Annotated in this window: 18 protein-coding genes; 9 read left to right on the plus strand and 9 right to left on the minus strand. The window is 63.1% G+C overall.

Annotated elements, in window-relative coordinates:
* Positions 1 to 17 precede the first annotated feature (17 nt).
* Together RBH20_RS04420 and RBH20_RS04425 are read left to right on the plus strand one after the other, a co-directional pair.
* Positions 18 to 830: an HD domain-containing protein gene (locus tag RBH20_RS04420; RefSeq protein WP_306705899.1), complete on the plus strand. Its 813-nt coding sequence runs from the start codon at positions 18 to 20 to the stop codon at positions 828 to 830.
* A 62-nt stretch (positions 831 to 892) separates the two neighbouring features.
* Entirely contained in the window at positions 893 to 1291 is a 399-nt protein-coding gene (locus RBH20_RS04425; RefSeq protein ID WP_306707470.1) for a hypothetical protein, read from the plus strand.
* A gap of 389 nt (positions 1292 to 1680) precedes the next feature.
* Here the strand turns inward: RBH20_RS04425 and RBH20_RS04430 are convergent, their stop codons facing one another.
* A complete protein-coding gene (locus RBH20_RS04430) occupies positions 1681 to 1809 on the minus strand; it encodes a hypothetical protein (protein ID WP_306705901.1) in 129 nt (42 codons plus the stop codon).
* 222 nt (positions 1810 to 2031) lie between these two features.
* Between RBH20_RS04430 and RBH20_RS04435 the strand changes: the two genes are divergently transcribed.
* From RBH20_RS04435 to RBH20_RS04445, 3 genes are all read left to right on the plus strand, one after another.
* Positions 2032 to 3282 (plus strand): DHHA1 domain-containing protein, encoded by a 1251-nt coding sequence (locus tag RBH20_RS04435; protein ID WP_306705903.1) that lies wholly within the window; start codon positions 2032 to 2034, stop codon positions 3280 to 3282.
* Positions 3283 to 3398: 116 nt separating this feature from the next.
* Positions 3399 to 4316, plus strand: coding sequence for a GAF domain-containing protein (locus RBH20_RS04440; protein WP_306705905.1), 918 nt, complete (start codon positions 3399 to 3401; stop codon positions 4314 to 4316).
* Complete coding sequence (locus tag RBH20_RS04445; protein WP_306705906.1) at positions 4313 to 4999, plus strand: hypothetical protein; 687 nt, start codon at positions 4313 to 4315, stop codon at positions 4997 to 4999. The genes RBH20_RS04440 and RBH20_RS04445 overlap by 4 nt, the downstream gene beginning before the upstream one ends.
* Positions 5000 to 5010: 11 nt before the next feature.
* On the opposite strand, the gene RBH20_RS04450 is transcribed toward RBH20_RS04445, so the two are convergent.
* The 4 genes from RBH20_RS04450 to RBH20_RS04465 are packed head-to-tail and all read right to left on the minus strand — an operon-like array spanning position 5011 to position 8979.
* The gene (locus RBH20_RS04450; protein ID WP_306707472.1) at positions 5011 to 5934 is read right to left on the minus strand and encodes a DMT family transporter; all 924 of its coding nucleotides are present in this window, start codon (positions 5932 to 5934) and stop codon (positions 5011 to 5013) included.
* Positions 5935 to 5941: 7 nt separating this feature from the next.
* Positions 5942 to 6751 (minus strand): 5'/3'-nucleotidase SurE, encoded by an 810-nt coding sequence (surE, locus tag RBH20_RS04455; protein ID WP_306705908.1) that lies wholly within the window; start codon positions 6749 to 6751, stop codon positions 5942 to 5944.
* A gap of 36 nt (positions 6752 to 6787) precedes the next feature.
* Positions 6788 to 8248: a small ribosomal subunit Rsm22 family protein gene (locus RBH20_RS04460; protein ID WP_306705911.1), complete on the minus strand. Its 1461-nt coding sequence runs from the start codon at positions 8246 to 8248 to the stop codon at positions 6788 to 6790.
* Positions 8245 to 8979, minus strand: coding sequence for a prephenate dehydrogenase/arogenate dehydrogenase family protein (locus tag RBH20_RS04465; RefSeq protein ID WP_306705913.1), 735 nt, complete (start codon positions 8977 to 8979; stop codon positions 8245 to 8247). Before RBH20_RS04465 ends, RBH20_RS04460 begins: the two co-directional genes overlap by 4 nt.
* Before the next feature lie 163 nt (positions 8980 to 9142).
* Between RBH20_RS04465 and RBH20_RS04470 the strand changes: the two genes are divergently transcribed.
* On the plus strand, positions 9143 to 9916 hold the full coding sequence (locus RBH20_RS04470; RefSeq protein WP_306705915.1) for a fumarylacetoacetate hydrolase family protein: 774 nt from the start codon (positions 9143 to 9145) through the stop codon (positions 9914 to 9916).
* A 24-nt stretch (positions 9917 to 9940) separates the two neighbouring features.
* Here RBH20_RS04470 and RBH20_RS04475 read toward each other — a convergent pair whose 3' ends face one another.
* Positions 9941 to 10759, minus strand: coding sequence for a halocyanin domain-containing protein (locus RBH20_RS04475; RefSeq protein ID WP_306705918.1), 819 nt, complete (start codon positions 10757 to 10759; stop codon positions 9941 to 9943).
* Positions 10760 to 11075: 316 nt separating this feature from the next.
* Between RBH20_RS04475 and RBH20_RS04480 the strand changes: the two genes are divergently transcribed.
* Positions 11076 to 11438, plus strand: coding sequence for a helix-turn-helix domain-containing protein (locus RBH20_RS04480; protein WP_306705920.1), 363 nt, complete (start codon positions 11076 to 11078; stop codon positions 11436 to 11438).
* A complete protein-coding gene (locus tag RBH20_RS04485; protein WP_306705926.1) occupies positions 11435 to 11737 on the plus strand; it encodes a hypothetical protein in 303 nt (100 codons plus the stop codon). Before RBH20_RS04480 ends, RBH20_RS04485 begins: the two co-directional genes overlap by 4 nt.
* 21 nt (positions 11738 to 11758) lie before the next feature.
* On the opposite strand, the gene RBH20_RS04490 is transcribed toward RBH20_RS04485, so the two are convergent.
* Positions 11759 to 12355 (minus strand): halocyanin domain-containing protein, encoded by a 597-nt coding sequence (locus tag RBH20_RS04490; protein WP_306705932.1) that lies wholly within the window; start codon positions 12353 to 12355, stop codon positions 11759 to 11761.
* 170 nt (positions 12356 to 12525) lie between these two features.
* Here RBH20_RS04490 and RBH20_RS04495 point away from each other — a divergent pair, with 170 nt between their 5' ends.
* Positions 12526 to 14052 (plus strand): cryptochrome/photolyase family protein, encoded by a 1527-nt coding sequence (locus RBH20_RS04495; RefSeq protein ID WP_306705935.1) that lies wholly within the window; start codon positions 12526 to 12528, stop codon positions 14050 to 14052.
* Between the two features lie 34 nt (positions 14053 to 14086).
* Here the strand turns inward: RBH20_RS04495 and RBH20_RS04500 are convergent, their stop codons facing one another.
* Positions 14087 to 15841: an AarF/ABC1/UbiB kinase family protein gene (locus tag RBH20_RS04500; RefSeq protein ID WP_306705937.1), complete on the minus strand. Its 1755-nt coding sequence runs from the start codon at positions 15839 to 15841 to the stop codon at positions 14087 to 14089.
* A 51-nt stretch (positions 15842 to 15892) separates the two neighbouring features.
* Complete coding sequence (locus RBH20_RS04505; RefSeq protein WP_306705944.1) at positions 15893 to 18529, minus strand: heavy metal translocating P-type ATPase; 2637 nt, start codon at positions 18527 to 18529, stop codon at positions 15893 to 15895.
* Between the last annotated feature and the right edge of the window lie 13 nt (positions 18530 to 18542).

The raw sequence follows: 18542 nt of genomic DNA on the forward strand, positions 1-18542 counted from the left end.
GTCGTCTGGGTTGTGGTATGAGCGTTGATAGCGACGATACCAGCGGTCGTATTTACGATCCCGAGGCGGACCATGCGTTCCCGGACAGGCGACTGAATGCAGTTCTCGACACCATCACGGCTGACGAGGAGATCCAGGCGTATCTCGAAGCCCAGAACATCAACCCCGTCGCGCGCAAGCAGTACAACGATCACGGCGCGAAACACATTGGCATCGTTCGAAACCGAGCGCTGTGTCTGTATGACCTCCTCAAGCAGGCCGGCGTCGAATTCAACGGTGCAGCCGACCACGGCCTCGATGAGGCCGATGAGGCTGTCATTATTGCACTTGCGACGACGCTACACGACATCGGGCACGTTGTCCACCGCGATTCCCATCCGTATTACTCGATTCCGCTGGCCGCCGATATTCTCGATGACTTGCTCGATGAGTTCTACGATATTCGTCAGGCGGTTCAGGTGAAAGGTGAGGTACTCCATGCGATTCTCTGCCATCACACCGAGGAAAAGCCGCTGACGCTGGAAGCCGGCGTTGTCCGCGTCGCTGACGCGCTGGACATGGAGCGCGGCCGTTCACGCATTCCGTACAAGCGTGGCGGTCGCGGTATCGACACCGTTTCCAGCCAGGCTATTGAGACGGTGACGCTGAGCCTGGGCGACGACTATCCTGTCCTCGTCGAAATCGCAATGAACAACGCAGCCGGCGTCTATCAGGTCGATAACCTTCTGAAGGCTAAACTCAAGGACTCCGGCTTGGAGGAACACGTCCGTATCGTCGCGCTCAACACCCGAGAGGACGGCAACCAGATCGTCGAACGAATCGAACTCTAAACCGGACCGACACAACGGTTTTGTACCGTGCTTCCCTAGCTATGTTCATGAGTCTCACACCCATGGATGAGCCACGGGGTGCCCGGAAGCGGGCGGACGACGGCAACGTGTCGTCACCCTCACTTCTGGACCGAGTTAGGTACCGCGTGCGCTCAGCCATTGAGACCATCTCGTTTGGGGAGCGATGTTTTGAGTGGTTTGATAGACGTGGTCGAGACAAGCCACAGTCAAAGATTCACACGGATGGGTTCGCTGACGATGTCGTAGCGCCGCCGGAGTGCCCGTCGATCAGCGACCTTCCAACGCGGTCACGGCCGTTTACGTACCCGACGCGGAATCACACGGAAAGTAACACTGTCGACCTCATCGCTATCGAGTCTAGCGACCGACTGACGGTGACACATCCAGATAATTCTGAGGCGAAAATCTCGTCTGACATGTGGGAAGCTGTCGAACAATAAGTGCTCTATTGGCCTGTTCTCTCGCCGTTGAGCGAGGGTTCGGACGATCTGATTGTCAGCGTTTTGAAGACGGAAACAAGCAGAATGGCCGGCCGAGACCGCGGTCAGAGGTCGTACCGCACAATATCACTGGAGCCACAGGCCGGACAGGACGTTCCGTCCGTTTCGAGGGTGGTTCCACAGCGTCGACACTCCAGATGTGACTGCTGTCGAGTCCCTACGACCCGGCGTAATCGCTCCATCATATTGCCAGACAGAACACCGAGACTCTTATAATCGGCTAATTCACGGTGAAAGTGAAAACCGCACGACTCGACGCCGACACTGATTGCCCGTCAGCCGAGCGTCAGACGCACCGGTCACACCGTTCGGCTTGCACAGGCACTCACTTACGCGCGGGCCTGCTCACGCCGGTCTCGCCTGCCGGACGCGTACAGAAGCGCCAGAAACAGCCCAACTGCGAACAGCCAGCCCACCACCAGCCAGAGCAGTATCGATTGGACCCCACTCCCAAGCATGAACTGTAAGCGTCACTGTCCGTACTTAATTAGTAGCACTATATCGGGAACGGATACAGTGACACACAGTGGATTATGCCACCGATAACTGTGAAGGCGGCGTCAGTCACCCACTACTGATTCGATACACACGAGGGTTGCGCGCTTGTCGGCCGGTTGGCCCCAGACGACCGTCCGGGGTTCGCCTAGACGTTTTTGTGCACGCCGACGTAGCCACGCCCGATGACGGGAACAGCCGCAGCCGAGCCCACTGTGACGAACTTCACGTCGACCGTCGACCGCATCGAGACGACTGCCGTCGTGCTAACGGAGACGTACTTCTACGCCGAAGGCGGCGGCCAGCCGGCGGATCGGGGAACTCTCGGTGGCGTTGAGGTCGTCGACGTCCAGCATCGAAACGGCGATATCGTCCACGAACTGGCCGAACCGCCGGCCTTCGACCCGGGCGAGACAGTCGAGGGTCAGATCGACACGGCGCTTCGAACGTACTGCATGCGTGCCCACACAGCCAGTCACGTCCTCTACGGCGCTGGTCGCCGGCTGCTGTCGGATCTCGGCTACGGCGGCTTCGACATCAGCGCGACGGTCCCGGACGACGCCGGTGACGACGACTTTGGGCCGGCAATCACCGGGAAGGTGCGGGTAGATTTCGAAACGACGACCGAAATCGACGACGAGACACTCACTGAACTCGAACGGCTGGCTAACCGCGCCGTCTGGGAGTCTTACGACGTAACCTGGGAAGAAATTCCGCGCGACGAGGCACTAGGTCGCGACGATATCGCGTTCAACACGAAAACTGAAGAGGGAATCGAGGGCGAGACGGTCCGTGTCGTCACCATCGAAGACTGGGACGTAGCCGCCTGTGGTGGGACACACGTCGGGAACACGCGAGAGATTGGGCCAGTGACAGTGCTCGGTCGGTCCAACCCCGGCGAGGGCCTGACGCGCGTTGAGTTCGCTGTCGGCCCGCGAGCGATCCGCCAGCGCGCGACTGAGCACGAGCGGGCGATGGCTGCCGCCCAGTCGCTGGATACGAACGTTCCCGGACTCCCGGCTGCTGTCGACGGACTTCAGTCGGAGTGCGACGACCTCCGGAACACGGTATCGGACCTTCAGGAGCGTCTGGTCGATTCCCGTCTCGCGGAACTGCGTGATGCTGCCGTCGAAGTAGACGGACAGCGATGGCTCGTCGGGACTGTGGCCGGCCTCGACGCAAACGCGCTTGCTGACCGGGCGGAGTCCGCCGTCGACGACGACATCGACGTGGCCGCGCTGGTGGACGCCGATGGCCAGTATCTGGGTGTCGGTACGACCGGCGGCGTCGATGCCGGCGAGGTGGTCGATCAGGTGACCACAGAGTTCGGTGGCGGCGGTGGCGGGCGACCAACAGTCGCACAGGGCGGTGGACTCAGCGCTGATGGCGATAACATCGTCGCTTTTCTCAAAGACATCCCTGGAAACGTGGATTGACGGGTGAAACAGGCGTCCAGGCCATTCGCTTCGCAATCGGCTCTGCTCCCGTTTTCGCGGTTGATAGCTGGGCCAGTACGTACATCCCTGCCGGCAGGAATCTCACACCAGATACGATGGTACATCGCATTCTCTGTGTGGACCCGGACGAGGACGTCTGCGAGGAGACGGTCGACAAGATCCAGTCGGAGTTGGCGGACCAGGACCTCCGCTTCGAAACGGCTGGGTCGCTGGCCGACGCAGAGGCCGAGCTGACAACGGACACTGCGGCAATTATCACCGAGTACGAGCTCCCCGACGGCACCGGGTTTGACCTCATCGGGGCGGCACAGACGGCCTGTCCAGACGCGGGGTGTATCCTCTACACCGACACCGACCCGGACACCATCGATACTACGGAGCTTCGTGGCTCGATTACGGAGTACGTTGGTAAGAATTCGATTTTTGGATCGGAGCGCCTCTCGCAACTGCTGGGGAAGACTATCGAGACGCGGGTTCAGGCGACGTATCCCGTCCCACAAAACGAGACCGAGCGGTTGGCGGCGCTCCGGTCGTATGACCTCGACAGCCCGGATCTGCTGGCATCGCTGGACCGAACTACCAACCTCGCGGCTGACCACTTCGATGTTGATCGGGCCTCGATAAACATCATCAACGAACACAGCCAAGATTTCTTGGCCTGCTACGGCGACGCTCAGGACTGGGAGTCGATGGACCGCGAGGACTCTATCTGCACGTTTACCATTCTCGAAGACGATGACGTGATGGCCGTCGAAGATGTCACGGAAGACCCTCGCTTTGAGACCCGGAGCGAGACGCTCCTCAGCATGGGTATCCGGGCGTACATGGGAGCAAACCTGATCACGTCGAATGGGCTGGTCATCGGGCCGCTGTGTGTGTATGATGACAATCCACGGGAGTTCTCGGCAGCCGACAAGGCGTACCTCCGTGATCTCGCCGATGTCGCGATCGACCTCATCGAACTCCACTCGCGGCTGGATAGCGTCGCCGGCGACACGGGGAGAGCGCAATGACCACAGAGACTGATGGTGGGTACGAGTTCCCCGACGGTATCCCGATCAACCCGATCGATCCGGGGACCATCGTCCTTGTCGCTGGGCCGGCCCTCAGCCGGGCGGAGGCCGTCGCACGAACGCTCGTTGCCGGCGGGAGCGACGCCGAGGAGGGGATGCTATACATTTCGACGAATATGACCGCCGAAAAGCTGCTGAACGCCTGTCAGCAAACCCAACCGTCGTTTGACGACACCAGAATGGGGGTCATCGACTGCAGCGGGCAAGACGCCGCGCAGTCCGCGCTGGGCGAGCGCGTGAAGTACGTCTCGACACAGAGTGATCTGACCGGCATCGGGATGAAGTTCTCGGCACTGTACGAGGGGCTGTACGGCACCGTCAAACACGGTCGTGTCCGAACTGGGCTGATAAGCCTCTCATCGCTGTCGATGTACGTCGACCTGCGGGCGCTGTTCCAGTTTGCACAGACCGTCTCAGGTCGCATCGACAGCGCCGGGGGCCTCGGTGTGCTCGCTATCGATCCGACGACCCATGACACGAAGGCGGTTAACACGCTGAGCCAGGTCGCAGACGGGCGTATCGAGGTCAGAGAGTCCGAGAGCGGCACGGGTGATGGAGAACTCCGGGTCCGCGGTTTGCCAGACCAGCCCAGCGGCTGGCAGCCGTTCACCCTGTCCGAATAGCAACGCGGGACTCAATCGCCCCGGTTCGGCGTCCCGTTGAACCGTGCAACCTCGTTTCGCAGTGCGTCCCGTTTCAACAGCCCGAAGCCGATGAGAATGCAAATAAATCCGACACCCGTGTAGACCGTCGGCGTCTCGCCGAGGAACAGCAGTCCGGTGGCGGCGGCGACGACCGGTGCGGCGTAGGAGACGAGATTGATCTCGATGGGGCCCAGCCGCTCCAGAAGGTCGAAGTAAATGAGGAAGCCGAGCGCACTGGCGACGACAACCAGATACAGCAGGGCCAGCACGGCTTCAGCAGTCCACTGAACATTGGCAACCGATTCGGAGACACCGAAACTGATGCCGTGCATGAGCACCGCACCGAGCAGCATCGACCACGCCTCCATCGTCTCTATCTCCAGGTTGTCGTCGAACCGGCGGGTCAGCACGCTCCCGAGGGCAAAGGACGTGGTCGCAAGGAAGACCAGAAACAGCGACACAGTTCGGGGGTCGAGGAGGTTCCCCGGGTCGGGGTTGCTGAGAACGCCGACACCGACGAACCCGACGAGGAGACCAACGATGCCCAGCGTTGTGAGCCGTTCATCCGGGAGGAACGCACGCGCGAACCCGGTCGTAAGAATCGGTGAGAGGCTGACGACGATAGCGGCAGCGGCACTGGTGGTTCCCTGTTCACCGACGAACAGGAAGATGTGGTACGCGGCGATCAGGAGTGACCCACCGATACCCACGACGATCCAGTCGGTCCGGCTCTTCGGGACCCACTGGTCGGTAGCGTACACCGCGTAGCCGAGCATCAACAGGCCGGCGAGGTCGTACCGGAACGCCGCAAACAGGATTGGTGGAAAGTACTCTAGCCCTGCCTTGATCGCGGTGAAGGCGCTGCCCCAGGCGACTGCGAGCGCGACGAAGAGGATGGCGTTGCGGAACCGCATCGTCCGCTCAGTCAGCCGCCCCACTGTCGTCGCCCGGTTCGTACGTCTCTGCGATGGCGTCGAGTGCTTCGTGGTGTTCCGTCGTGTGGGGGGCGGTCAGCGGCGAGACGCTGATCTTTCCGTCGACGACGGCACGGCGGTCGGTCCCCTCGGGGTCGGGGATGTCGCCCTCGGCCATGTGTTCCCAGATCCGGTCGTGGAGCGTTACAGCGTCACCATCCTGCACAGCGTCCATCTCGTAGAGGTGGGACGGTCGTGTGACCGCCATCTGTGCGTCGCCCCACTCGGCAACGGGGGCGTTGATGTTCAGGTAGTCGCACTGCTCGAACACACCGGCGTCGACAGCGTGGTCGGCCAGGTAGGTCGTCGCTTTTGCTGCCTCGTCGTAGCTGTCGCCGTTGGCTTCGATATCGGCGAAGGCGGCGTCCTCGCGGACCGGGATGTACATCGAGACGGCCATTGCCGGCACGTCGAAGAAGGTGGCCTCAACAGCGGCGCTGACGGTCCCTGAGCGGCCGAGAACGTACGCGCCGAGGTTCGCCCCGCGGTTACAGCCCGCGACGACGAGGTCGGTGTCGGTGACGAGCGCTTCGAGCCCCGCCACAACGCAGTCCGAAGGCGTCCCCTCGACGGCATAGCCGAGTTCGTGCTCGTGGACGGTCACTTCGTGGGAAATAGCCCGACCAACCGCGCTCTGGTCCTCCGCCGGGGCGACAGCGGTCACGTCGCCGACTGTCGAGAGACCATCGTACACCGCCCGGAGGCCGGCGCTCTCAATGCCGTCGTCGTTCGTCAGCAGAATCGTCGGCTCGTCCATACGCTCCGTGGGGCCGTCTGCGAGAAAAGCCCACCGCTAGCGGGCCCGGTCGACGACTGTCTCGCCGTCAACGACGACGTTGTACGCTTCCTCGTCGTCGTTCCACAGCACCAGCGCGTTCTCGAAGGACAGCAGGTCGCCGTAGTCGGCTTTTCGGATGTCCTCGTTCAGTATCGACGCCTCGGTGAGCACGGCGAAGTGATCGACCTTCTGACTCCCGTCCCCAAGCAGATACAGCGGATTTGCGCCCTCCCGCTCGGCGAGGTCGTGGCTGAGTTTGACGCCGAGGAAGTTCACCCGGTCAGTGACGTAGTTCTCGGCGTCGGCCATCGGTGCGTGGATGCCCCGGTCCGGCGTCACGTCGTGCTCTCGCTTGCCGTCGGTTCGCAGAACGCTGTAGGCGAACTGCACGTCCGTGTTGACGAACTCGCCCGTCCCGCCCGCGGGGTCATCGAGACGTTGCTGCATGGTCGGCACCTCAATGTCCGGTTTCCGGTCGAACGACCACGACTCGCTGTCGGGAGACTGGTGGGGCCAGAGCCGCACCGTCGGCCCGTACACCGTCGCCGGGCCGCCGTCAGCCACCTCGCGCTCGACGGTTCGGAGCTGTATGGCCGTGTTCCGGTCGGCCGGAGCCAGCGCCAGCAACGTCCCGTCGTCGGCAAGCGCCTCGACGTACCGGTAGAGGGTCGCCACCGCGTCGTCGAGTTCGCTGAGGACGTTGCCGAAGATGATGAGGTCGTAGCCCTCGGTGTCGGTGTCGCTGTCATCGGCACCGCCACCGCTGTCGTCGCCGACAAGTGGCGACGACGGGTCGAATTCCTCGGCGAGCGTTCGGTGGATCTCCCAGCGGACGTTCTGGCCGCTGTCGTCCAATAGGCTCTCTAGCACGTCCGCAGCGGCACTCGGCTCGACGGCGTGGTAGTCCAGCAGGGCGTCGTCGGGGAGCAGGTCGCGCAGGGCGAGCGCCGGGCCACCGACGCCGGCCCCCACGTCCAGCACTCGGAGCTGTGACGGGAGCAGGCCGTCAGCGGCGAGGTCTGCGAGGACGTACTTCGCCACGGCGTAGTAGTCTGGCAGGTGGTAGACGGCGTAGCCAAGCGCGCTCAGCTCGTCGTATTCGACGGCTTGCCCCTGCAGGTACCGCTCCTTGATGTCGCGGATGCGTTCCCTGAGTTCGTCACCGCTGTCACCGCTGTGCCACTCCAGCCCGCCCCACTCTGTCAGCAGGTCGATGACCTCCTGTTCGTAGCTGTCGGGGAATTGGTCGACGCCGTCGAAGTCCACCGAGAGCCGTTCCTCGGGCGCCGGGACGAAGGTTCCGTCTTCCTGTTCGACGATGCCAAGGTCGAACGCCTCCTCTCGAAGTACCTGCTTGACGACGGCGGGGTGGGGCTGGCCCTCAACATATTCGTGTAGCTCCTCTGGGTCCAGCGGCCGGACGTTCCGGAGGTACTGGGCGTTGTCGCGTATCTGCTGGCGTGTGTCCTGGTTCATGAGAGTTGCTCGTAGAGCCGCTCGAAGGTATCTGCGTCGGCGTCGGCGAGTTCGCTGGCGGCGTCGGCGACCGCGTCCGCGCCGTCGAATGTCCGCTGAATATCGGAATACACCCGCGGGTCGCCGCCGGTGACCTGCTCGACGAGGTCGAACAGGCCTGCCGAAATCGGCGTCTGAAACCGGTCAGGCACGTCGGCGGCGGCCATCGCGAACGCGAGTACGGCGGCATGGGCGCTGGCCTGGACCGTTTCCATGGCTTCGTCGTGCTCTGCCGCCGTCGTCTCGAAGCAGTTGTTCCCGGCTGCGGTGAGTGCGTCGACGACAGCCTCGGCGTCGGGACCCGACGCGTCGGCGACGACGGCGACGTTCCCGGGCGCATTCTCGGGGGCAAACAGTGGGTGCAGGCTGAGTCGTTGGCCATTGGGCATCGCGTCCCGCATTGCTGCGACAGGGCCTGCCATGCTCCCCGTTACGTCAACGATTGCATCCGTAGCACACGGCGCGAACTCGTTGATAGCCGTCTCGGCGACGGGCATCGGCACCGCGATACAGACAACATCGAAAGTCTCAGCCGCGTCGCTGGCGACAGCGCGCCCGCCGACCGCGTTCGCAGCGGCTTCAGCGGCCGACTGGTCAAGGTCGGTGAAGGCGACGGTCACGTCGGCGTGGGTTTGGACCATACGTGCGAACCACTGGCCCATCGCGCCGGCGCCAACGACGAGGACGTTCATCGGCCCAGCGTAGCCCGTCCCGTCTCAAAAGCCGTTCGGTCACACGCCTGCTCGCCGCGACACCGCAGGTGACGATAGTCGGGTAGACAGCCGTCGAACAGCCCGCTGTGGTCCGGTTTCCCCCTCCTAAACGCTTATCCGTCGGCCCTGAGAGAACGGTGACATGAAGCGCGTTCGATTCCGTGATACTGGGGGGAACGTTCGCGGCGGTCGCTGGACCGTCGAGGACGGCGAGCCCGTCGTCACCGCCGCCGCCGGACCGTACGGCCGTATTGCGTTCGGCGACGAATCCTATGACCCCGACGAGGTAGACATCCTCCCGCCCTGCGAGCCGACGAAAGTCGTCTGTATCGGGCGCAACTACGCCGACCATGCCGAGGAGATGGACTCGGACGTCCCGGACCGGCCGATGCTGTTTCTCAAAGCCCCGAACGCCGTCGCGTCCCACGGCAAGCACCTCACGATGCCCTCGGGGAAGGAACGCATCGACTACGAGGCCGAACTCGGCGTCGTCATCGGCGAGCAATGCCGGAACGTCAGCGAATCGGGCGCGATGGACGTCGTCGCGGGCTACACCTGCGTCAACGACATCTCCAACCGCGACGACCAGCGGCGGGAACAGAACTGGGTCCGCGGGAAGGCCTTCGACAACGCCTGCCCGATCGGCCCGCTCGTGGCCACACCGGAGCACGTCCCGGAGGACGCCAGCATCGAACTCCGACTGAACGGCGAGACGAAACAGTCCTCCTCCCGCGAGCACCTCATCTTCTCCGTCCCCAAGCTAATTGCGGAGATAACTTCGTACATGACCCTAGAGCCCGGCGATGTCATCGCCACAGGGACGCCAGAAGGGGTCGGCCCGATGGAGGACGGCGACAAAGTCGAAGTCGAAATCGAAGGTATCGGGACGCTCAAACACAGCGTCAAAATTCCATAGGCGGCCAGTCGGTTGGTTCCGACGCTATTCCACGACGATTGCGCCTCTCATCCCCAGGCCCTTATGCGGTTTACACGAGTACAGGTGGGTTCCAGTTTCCTCGAAGGTGTGCTCGTAGGCACTCCCCTCGTCGGTGACGAGTTCCGAGTCGAGCGGGCCATCGCCTTTCGAGACGATATTGTGAGGACCACCGTCACCTGTCCAGTCCCAGCGGACGGTCGTCTCAGTTGATATTTTCAGGGCAGGGGGGTCGAATGCGAACTGACCACCATTACCCTCGGCACCGACTGTAACAGTTGTAGTATCAGTGTCGGTACGGTCGGCAATGGTGCCATCGAAGTTACTCGCCGCTGCGAGCCACTCGTCGACAGTGTCGTTACCTGAGGACGGTGGCTCTTTCACAATAATCGCACCCTTCATCCCATCGTCGCGATGGGGTTCAGAGACGTAGCGATACTCGCCGGTCTCCTCGAAAATGTAGTGATACATTGTCCCGGACTGCGCGTTTGTCCGGCCGCTGTCGAAGGTACCATCGAGTGCGACGACGTTCTGCTGGCCACCGTGGCCAGTCCAGTCCCATCGAACTGTTGTCATTGGTGGAACCTCAATGACAGGCGGGTCGAACGCCAGTCCGCCGTCCGTTTCCTGACCAACCCAGATCGTTGGCCGGGACTGGGGGCCGAACCTGCGGGGTTCGCCGTCGTAGCCGTTGGCATCATCAAGCCAGTCGTCAAGCGACTCGGGCGTCGATTCAGGTGTTTCGGTTGGTGTCGCAGTTTCAGTTGCCGTCGCGGTTTCGGTTCCGGTTTCGGCTGCTGGTTCTGAACTACTTCCCGAAGACACGCACCCGGCGGTAACGGCAAGCGCTGTCAACCCTGTGCCTGTAAGAAACTGTCTGCGAGTGGAGGGCCGTTGCATAGCAAGCTAGTTGTTGTTATTCGGTGATAGAAAAGTGGGTGTGCCCTTTCCAGATTCTGGAAACAAACAGTCGCCCTTTATCTAAGGGTGGTTTATGTTTCCGACACTGACTGGAAGCGGCTGTCGGGGCACCGCGGGATATCGTGGGCGCAATATCCCACAGGTTTCACATCGCTGGCCCGTCATATCGAGATCGAACCGCCCGCAGAACTACCTCCACACGTCCCCTGAAGGGTCCGCCGTGGCACACAACGACTCGAGCAAGACACAGGCGCTGTTCGACGCCCTCGCCGACCCTGACTGTCGCGACATACTCAGGGTGCTCGACGAGCCGTTGCCAGCCAAGGAGGTTGCCTCGGTCTGTGATCTGCCCCAGACAAGCACCTACCGGAAGCTCGAACAGTTGAGTGAGGCTGAGCTGGTCGCCGAGGAAACAAAGGTGCGTCCCGATGGCCATCACGCGACGGCGTACGTCCGGGACTGTGACGGTGTGTTTGTCGGTGTCGACGACGATGGCGTGCTCGAGGTTAACGTTCTGCCGGCTGAGGAACGGCCGAGTGACCGGCTCGCACTCCTATGGTCACGCGTCAGTGAGGAACTATGAACGGAGATATCCCACTCATTGTCATCGGATTCAAGACTGTGACAGTGTTGCTTGGCGGGCTTATTACTTACTTTGCCGCTCGCGCAGCGTTGAGAACGAGGGCGACCGGACTCACATATCTCGCCGTCGGGTTCGCGACCGTTACTGTCGGGTCGCTCATCGCCGGCGTCGCGGACCAGCTGTTCGGTCTGAGTACCAACGCTGCACTGATCTTCGAGAACGCGCTCACTGCGGTCGGCTTCGCGGTCATCACGTATTCGCTGTACGTCACCAGTCGCTCCGCGCTAGTGACCCGATAAAATCTGCCGGACAGCTATCCGTTACTCGACGACGACTGCGCCGACCATCCCGAGCGCCTTGTGCGGGACACAGTTGTAGAGGTAGGTGCCGGTTTCTTCGAACGTGTACTCGTAGGTGTTTCCTTCCTCTGAGACTGCCGAACCCGAGTCGAGCGGGCCGTCGCCCTCGGACTTGACGTTGTGGCCGGCCCCTTGGCCGGTCCACTCCCAGACGACCGTCGTTCCGGTCGAGACGTTAATTGCCGGCGGATCGAAGGCGAACGCACCGCCGTTGCCTTCGGCCCCAACAGAGACGGAGACCTCGTCTTGGTCGGTCATCACGACCATGGAGCCATCGAAGTTCGACGATTCGCCGACGTAGTCCGCGACCTCGCCCGGCGCTTCGACAGTCTCCATTCCACCGCTGCTCTCGGTGTCCATCTCCTCGGCCTCGGTGGACTCCATCTCCTCAGCCTCGGTGGACTCCATTTCCTCGCCTCCGGTGGCCTCCATCTCTTCGGCTTCCGTTTCGCCGTCGCCACCATCGCCGCCGGACCCGCCACAGCCAGCAAGGAGTCCAGCGCCTGATACGGCCGCCGTCGTGCGGATGAACGTCCGTCTGTCGAGGTCGTCTGTCATGCATTTAAAGTTATGACTGTGCACGTATAAGCGAGTCGTTTCTGTCGCTTGTCAAGAAACAATTATTGAGGTTTTGACCGCCCTGCTGTCCCGGGATACCAACACAGTTCGGACGGGGATTGATGCTGATACAGGTCCGTACTGGAACTAATGGGAGTGTCCGTCTACCGATGACTGTCTGGCTTCGCGGTGACCACCTCATCCGGCGATCCGGACCCGTCGCTCAACGGCCTGACGAACCGGTGCTTCTGATAGAATCGGAGTCGTTCGCCCGCAAACTACCGTACCACCCACACAAGCTGATTCTGCTGTTCAGTGCAATGCGGCATTTCCGCGACGAACTCCAAGACGATGGCCGAACAGTCTACTACCACCAGACAGAGAGCTTCGAGGACGGACTGACGGCACATTTTGAGGCCCACCCTGACGACACGCTCGTAACCCACCGTCCACAGACTGAGTCTGCACAGGCGCGTCTCGGATCGGTTGTCGCCGATGCCGGCGGAACCGTCGAGTTTGTCGCCGACGAACGCTTTCTCTGCTCACCATCCCAGTTCGACGAGTGGCGTGGCGACGGTCGCTACCGTCACGAGGACTTCTACCGGTTCATGCGCCGGGAGACGGGTTACCTGATGGCGGACGGTGGCCCCGTCGGCGGCGAGTGGAACTACGACGACCAGAACCGTGAGACGCCACCCGACGAGTGGACGCCACCGGAGCCACCGCGGTTCGAGCCGGATGCCGTGACCGAGGACGTTATCGAGTGGGTCGATTCGACGTTCGAGGGAAGCTACGACGAGCGGCCGTACGGCGGTGACTGGACCGACCCCAAGCCGTTCCGCTGGCCCGTTACTCGCCGGCAGGCCGTCCGCGCGCTGGACCACTTCATCACGAACCGCTTGTCGGAGTTCGGGCCGTATCAGGACGCGGTGCTGGAAGACGAATGGGCAATGAGCCACAGCCTGCTTTCCACGTCGCTCAATCTGGGACTTCTCGGTCCCGACGAGGTCATCAAACGCGCTATCGCTGCCTACGAGGACGGCGACGCGCCGCTGAACAGCGTCGAGGGGTTCGTCCGGCAAGTGCTCGGCTGGCGTGAGTTCCTCCGGCACGTCTACCGTAGGGAAATGCCGGACCTGGCCGAGGCGAACCAGCTCAACGCGAGCGAGGCCCTACCGGACTTCTACTGGGACGGCGACACCGACATGGCCTGTCTCTCCGACGTGGTGGACGGAGTCCGGGAGCGGGGGTATTCACACCACATCGAGCGGCTGATGATTCTCGCTAATTTCGGGCTCATTTACGGCGTCGAACCGGCGCAACTGAACCGCTGGTTCCACGCCGGCTACGTCGACGCCTTCCACTGGGTGACAACGCCGAACGTCGTCGAGATGGGGCTGTACGGCGCGGGCGTGTTCGCCACCAAACCCTACGCCTCATCGGCGAACTACGTGGACAAAATGAGCGACTACTGCTCGGGCTGTCCGTACTACAAGACGAAGACCACCGGCGACGGAGCCTGCCCGTTCAACGCGCTGTACTGGGACTTCCTCGACCGCAACGAAGACACGCTTCGGTCGAACCACCGGATGGGACTGATGTACAGCCACGTCGACAACAAAGGCGACGAGGAACTCACGGAGATACGCGACCGGGCCGAAGAGATCCGCAAAATGGCGGCCGAAGGCGAACTCTGAGCGCCGCTGTCTCGTGGGAGACCGTCGGCACTGGTTACTCGTCTCCGTCCGCGGCGTCAGTTGCCTGCCGCTGTTGCATCTCGTGACGGGTGAACTGTGGTGAGGACAGCGCCGGCCCGCGGCGTCGGCGGAACGACCACGCGAGAATTCCGATCACGGCCGCGCTCCCGCCCAGTGCGAGGGCAGCAGGCTGGAGTCCGCTCACGGTGTAGAGATAGGCACTCACCGGCACGCCGGCGCTAGCGACGATACCGAGCAGGAGCCGCTTGGCGAGCACCCGGCTCAGTCCGTCGGAGTCTTCCAGGACGGTCTTGACAAGCAGTTCTTCGCGCTCGACTCTGTCGAGTGCGCCCTCTAGCTTCGGCGCTGCTCGCACCGCTGATCGGGTCCCGTCCGTCACCGTCTCTTGGATTTCGGTCTTGATCTGCTCCCGAACGTCGTCCCCGGCGCCTTGCTCCATGACGTACTCCGAGATGATCTCGATGAAGTCGAACTCGGGGTCGAGCGTCCGACAGACGCCCTCAAGTACTGTTGTCACACGGACCACCAGCGCCAGGTCCTGTGGCAGTCGCATCGGGAACTCGTACAGTTGCGCCTCGAACTGGCCGACGAGCTGTTCGATACGGTACTCACTGATATCCTCGCCGCGGAACTGCTCGATGACGATGTCGAACGCTTCCCGCATCACGTCGCGGTCGGCCATCGGGTCCAGCGCGCCCATCTCGACGAAGGCGTCCATCACACGGTCCACGTCGTCGGTCGCCAGTCCGACGTAGAACTCAAGCAGCTGGTCCTGTGTTCGGGGACCGAGGTAGCCAGTCATCCCGAAATCATAGAAGACGAGCGTCCCGTCGGGCTGGACCGCCAGATTTCCGGGGTGGGGGTCGGCGTGGAAGAGGCCGTCCTCGACGATCATCTGGATGTACACCTCTTCGAGGCGGCGGACGAGCGCCGGGCGGTCGATGCCCAGTTCGTCAAGTCGCTCCACGTCGTCGATTTTCACCCCGTCGAGGTATGTCATCGTCAGCACGCGGTCCGTCGAGTGGCTCTTGACAACGTCTGGGATGGCGATGTCGTCGTCGTTTGCGAAGTTGTCGCCGATTTCGCGGAGCATTCGCGCCTCGTGGTCGTAGTCCATTTCCCGGCGGACAGTCGTTGCGAACTCCTCGGTGAGATTTTCCAGCGTGAATGCCTGGCCCGGGTCTGCGCCGTAGGTGAGCACCGGCAGCAACGTCGACAGCACGCGCAGGTCGGATTCGACACGCGTCCTGATATTGGGACGGAGCACCTTCACAGCGACCCGCTGGCCGTCGATCTGCGCCTCGTACACCTGCCCAAGCGAGGCTCCGGAGATGGCTGTCGTGTCGAACTCCCCGAACAGCGTGTCAATATCGTCGCCAAGCTCTCGTTCGATAACAGGCTCGATGGTCGCCCAGGCGTCCGGCGGAACGTTGTCCTGCAGTTCCGAGAGCACGTCGACGTACGCCCGCGGCAGGGCGTCGGGCCGGGTCGAGAGCATCTGCCCGAGTTTGATGAACGCCGGGCCGAGGTCGACAAAGGTGTCTTTCAGGTAGCGGGCGCGCCGCGTCCGCGTCTCGGGGGCCACTGACCGGGACCGACCGAACAGGAGGAACCGTTTCCGGTCCCGACCCCACTGCCAGAGCAGCGGGACGAACTGCCAGACGATGACGAGCGCCCGCCAGAGCGCCCGGAGTCGAACGCCGACACCGCCCGGCTGTGACACTGTCTCTCCCGTCGGCTCGTCGGCGACACGCTCCTCAGCAGTCACTGTTCGTAGATGAGGCCCGGCGACAAATGAGTCTGCTGGAGACGGTTCCGGTCAGCGACGGAGGAATCCGAACAGCCGGTACGCCGAATCCGGTGTGTACCGGCGGAACGCGAGGCTGTTTGCGAGCACCGACACGGACGAGGCAGCCATCGCCGCGGCGGCAAGTGCCGGCTGGAGGAGTCCCAGCGAGGCCAGCGGAATCATCACGGTGTTGTATCCGAGCGCCCAGAAGAGGTTCTGCTTGATCTTCTGGAGCGTGGCCTCGGATATCCGGATGGCCTTCACCACGTCGGCGGGGTCGTCCCGAAGCAGGGTCACGTCCCCGGCCTCGATTGCCACGTCGGTCCCAGAGCCGATGGCACAACCGACGGTCGCGGCCGCCAGCGCCGGCGCGTCGTTGACGCCGTCACCGACCATCATCGCCTGGTCGCCGTCGCTCTGAAGGTCGTTGACCGCGTCGGCCTTGTCTTCCGGCAGTACGTCGGCCATCACGTTGTCGGGGTCGATACCGACTTCTTCGGCAACCGCGCGGGCAGTCCGCTCGTTGTCGCCGGTGATGAGCCAGACGCCGAGTCCGCGCTCGCGCAGGCCGCTGACGGCGGTCTTCGCGGACTCCTTGACCGTGTCCGCGTCGGCGACGATACCGATGAGACGGTAGTCCGGGTCACTGTCGCCCTCGGTGCCGTCACCATCCGCATCCTCGGCCAGCGCGACCAACATCGCCGTCTTGCCCTCGCGTTCGAGGGCGTCCATCCGGTCCTCTGCCGGCGCGGTGTCGACACCGGCCTCGGACAGCAGTTTCCGGTTGCCGACGAGGACGTGACCGTGACGCGTCGTCGCTTTCACGCCCTGTCCGGGGACGTTCTCGAATTCGTCGGGGTCTTCGACCTCGATGCCGCGGTCGCGTGCGCCGTCGACGATGGCCTCAGCCAGTGGGTGCTCGCTGGCGTGTTCGGCGCTGGCGGCGACTTCGAGGATGAACTCTTCTGTCAGTTCGCGCTCGGGTCGGAGCGTCCCTCCGTCGGCGGCCGGTCCGACGACTTCCACATCCGTGAGTTCCATCTCGCCTTTCGTCAGCGTCCCCGTCTTGTCGAAGACGACAGTGTCGACCTCGTGGACGCGTTCGAGCACGTCGCCGCCCTTGAACAGGACGCCGTTGCGCGCGCCGATTGCTGTTCCGACCATCGTCGCAGCGGGCGTTGCCAGCCCGAGTGCGCAGGGACAGGCGATCAGGACAGCGGACGCGAACACGACGACGGCGAACTCGCTCACACCGACGCCGGCCGGACCGCCCGCGGCCAGTCCCCACAGTGGGAGCGCGTCAACGACGGCGGCCAGCGTCTCCGGCGCGACCGCCCACAGCACCGCCCAGAGGACGGCGTTACCGATGACTGCCGGGACGAAGTACGCCGAGATGCGGTCGGCGACGTTCTGGATGTCCGGCTGGCGCGACTGGGCCTGCCGGACACGCTCTGCTATCTGCTGGATAGCCGTCTCCGAGCCGACCTTCGTCGCCTCGACTTCGAGGACACCGTTCTGGTTCACCGTCGAGCCGATGACCTCATCGCCCTCGCCTTTCTCGACCGGGACGGACTCGCCGGTCACCATCGACTCGTCGACCGCCGAATCGCCGTCCACGACGACGCCGTCCGTCGGAATCTTCTCTCCAGGCCGGACTTTCAGCCGGTCGCCGACCCCCACTTCGTCGATGGGAATCTCTTCCTCGCTGCCGTCGTCACGGACGACCGTTGCCGTGTCAGCCTCCATCTCGAGCAGTTGCTGGATGGCGGCCCCGGCCTGACTCTTCGAGCGGGCTTCGAGATAGTTACCGAGCGTAATGAACACGAGGATCAGCGCGGCCGTGTCGAAGTACAGCCCCGTGCTCGCGATCAGTCCGGACAGCGCGGCCACCGAGTAGACGTACGCCGTCGAGGAACCCAGGGCGATGAGCACGTCCATGTTCGCCCGCCGGTTGTTGACCAGCGCCTTGTAGGCGTTCTCGTAAAACGGCTTGCCCAGCAGCATCTGGACCGGTGTCGCGAGCGCGAAGGCAACCCAACCCTGTGGCACGCCTAGAACCGTCTCGCCGACGAGGCCGAGCGAGAACAGGTGGTCCGCCATGAACAGCAAGAGCGGGGCCGACAGTACCGCTCCGAACAGCGTGAGTCGGAGCTGTTTGCGCGTCTCCTCGTTGCGCGCGGCAGCACGGCGGTCAGCGCCGGACTGCTCACCGCTGTCGCCGTCCCCACCGTTTGCACTCCCGCTGTTCTCCCTTACGGGAGTGTAGCCGGCAGATTCGATAGCGTCGTAGAGGTCTGAACGCGACACGTCGGCCGGATTGTACGTGACCTGGGCCTCGTCGGTGGCATAGTTCACGCTGGCGTCGATGACGCCCGCGGTCCCTTCCAGCGCCTCCTCGTTGGTGTCTGCGCAGTTTGCACACGACATGTCGGTGATGCCGACAGTCACTGTCTCCGTTGCGACGCCGTAGCCGGCGTCCTGTACGGCGGCGACGATATCGGCCAGTGACACCACGTCAGGGTCGTACTCGACGCTCCCCTCGTCGGTGGCGTAGTTCGCGTCGACGGACGTGACCCCGTCCAGCTCGCCCACCGACTCCTCGATAGTGCCCGCACAGTTGGCACAGCTCATCCCCGTCAGTTCGAGCCGAGTGGTCCGGTTACTCATCTTGTTTCATTAT

Source organism: Haloarcula sp. H-GB4 (assembly GCF_030848575.1).
Classification (GTDB): domain Archaea; phylum Halobacteriota; class Halobacteria; order Halobacteriales; family Haloarculaceae; genus Haloarcula.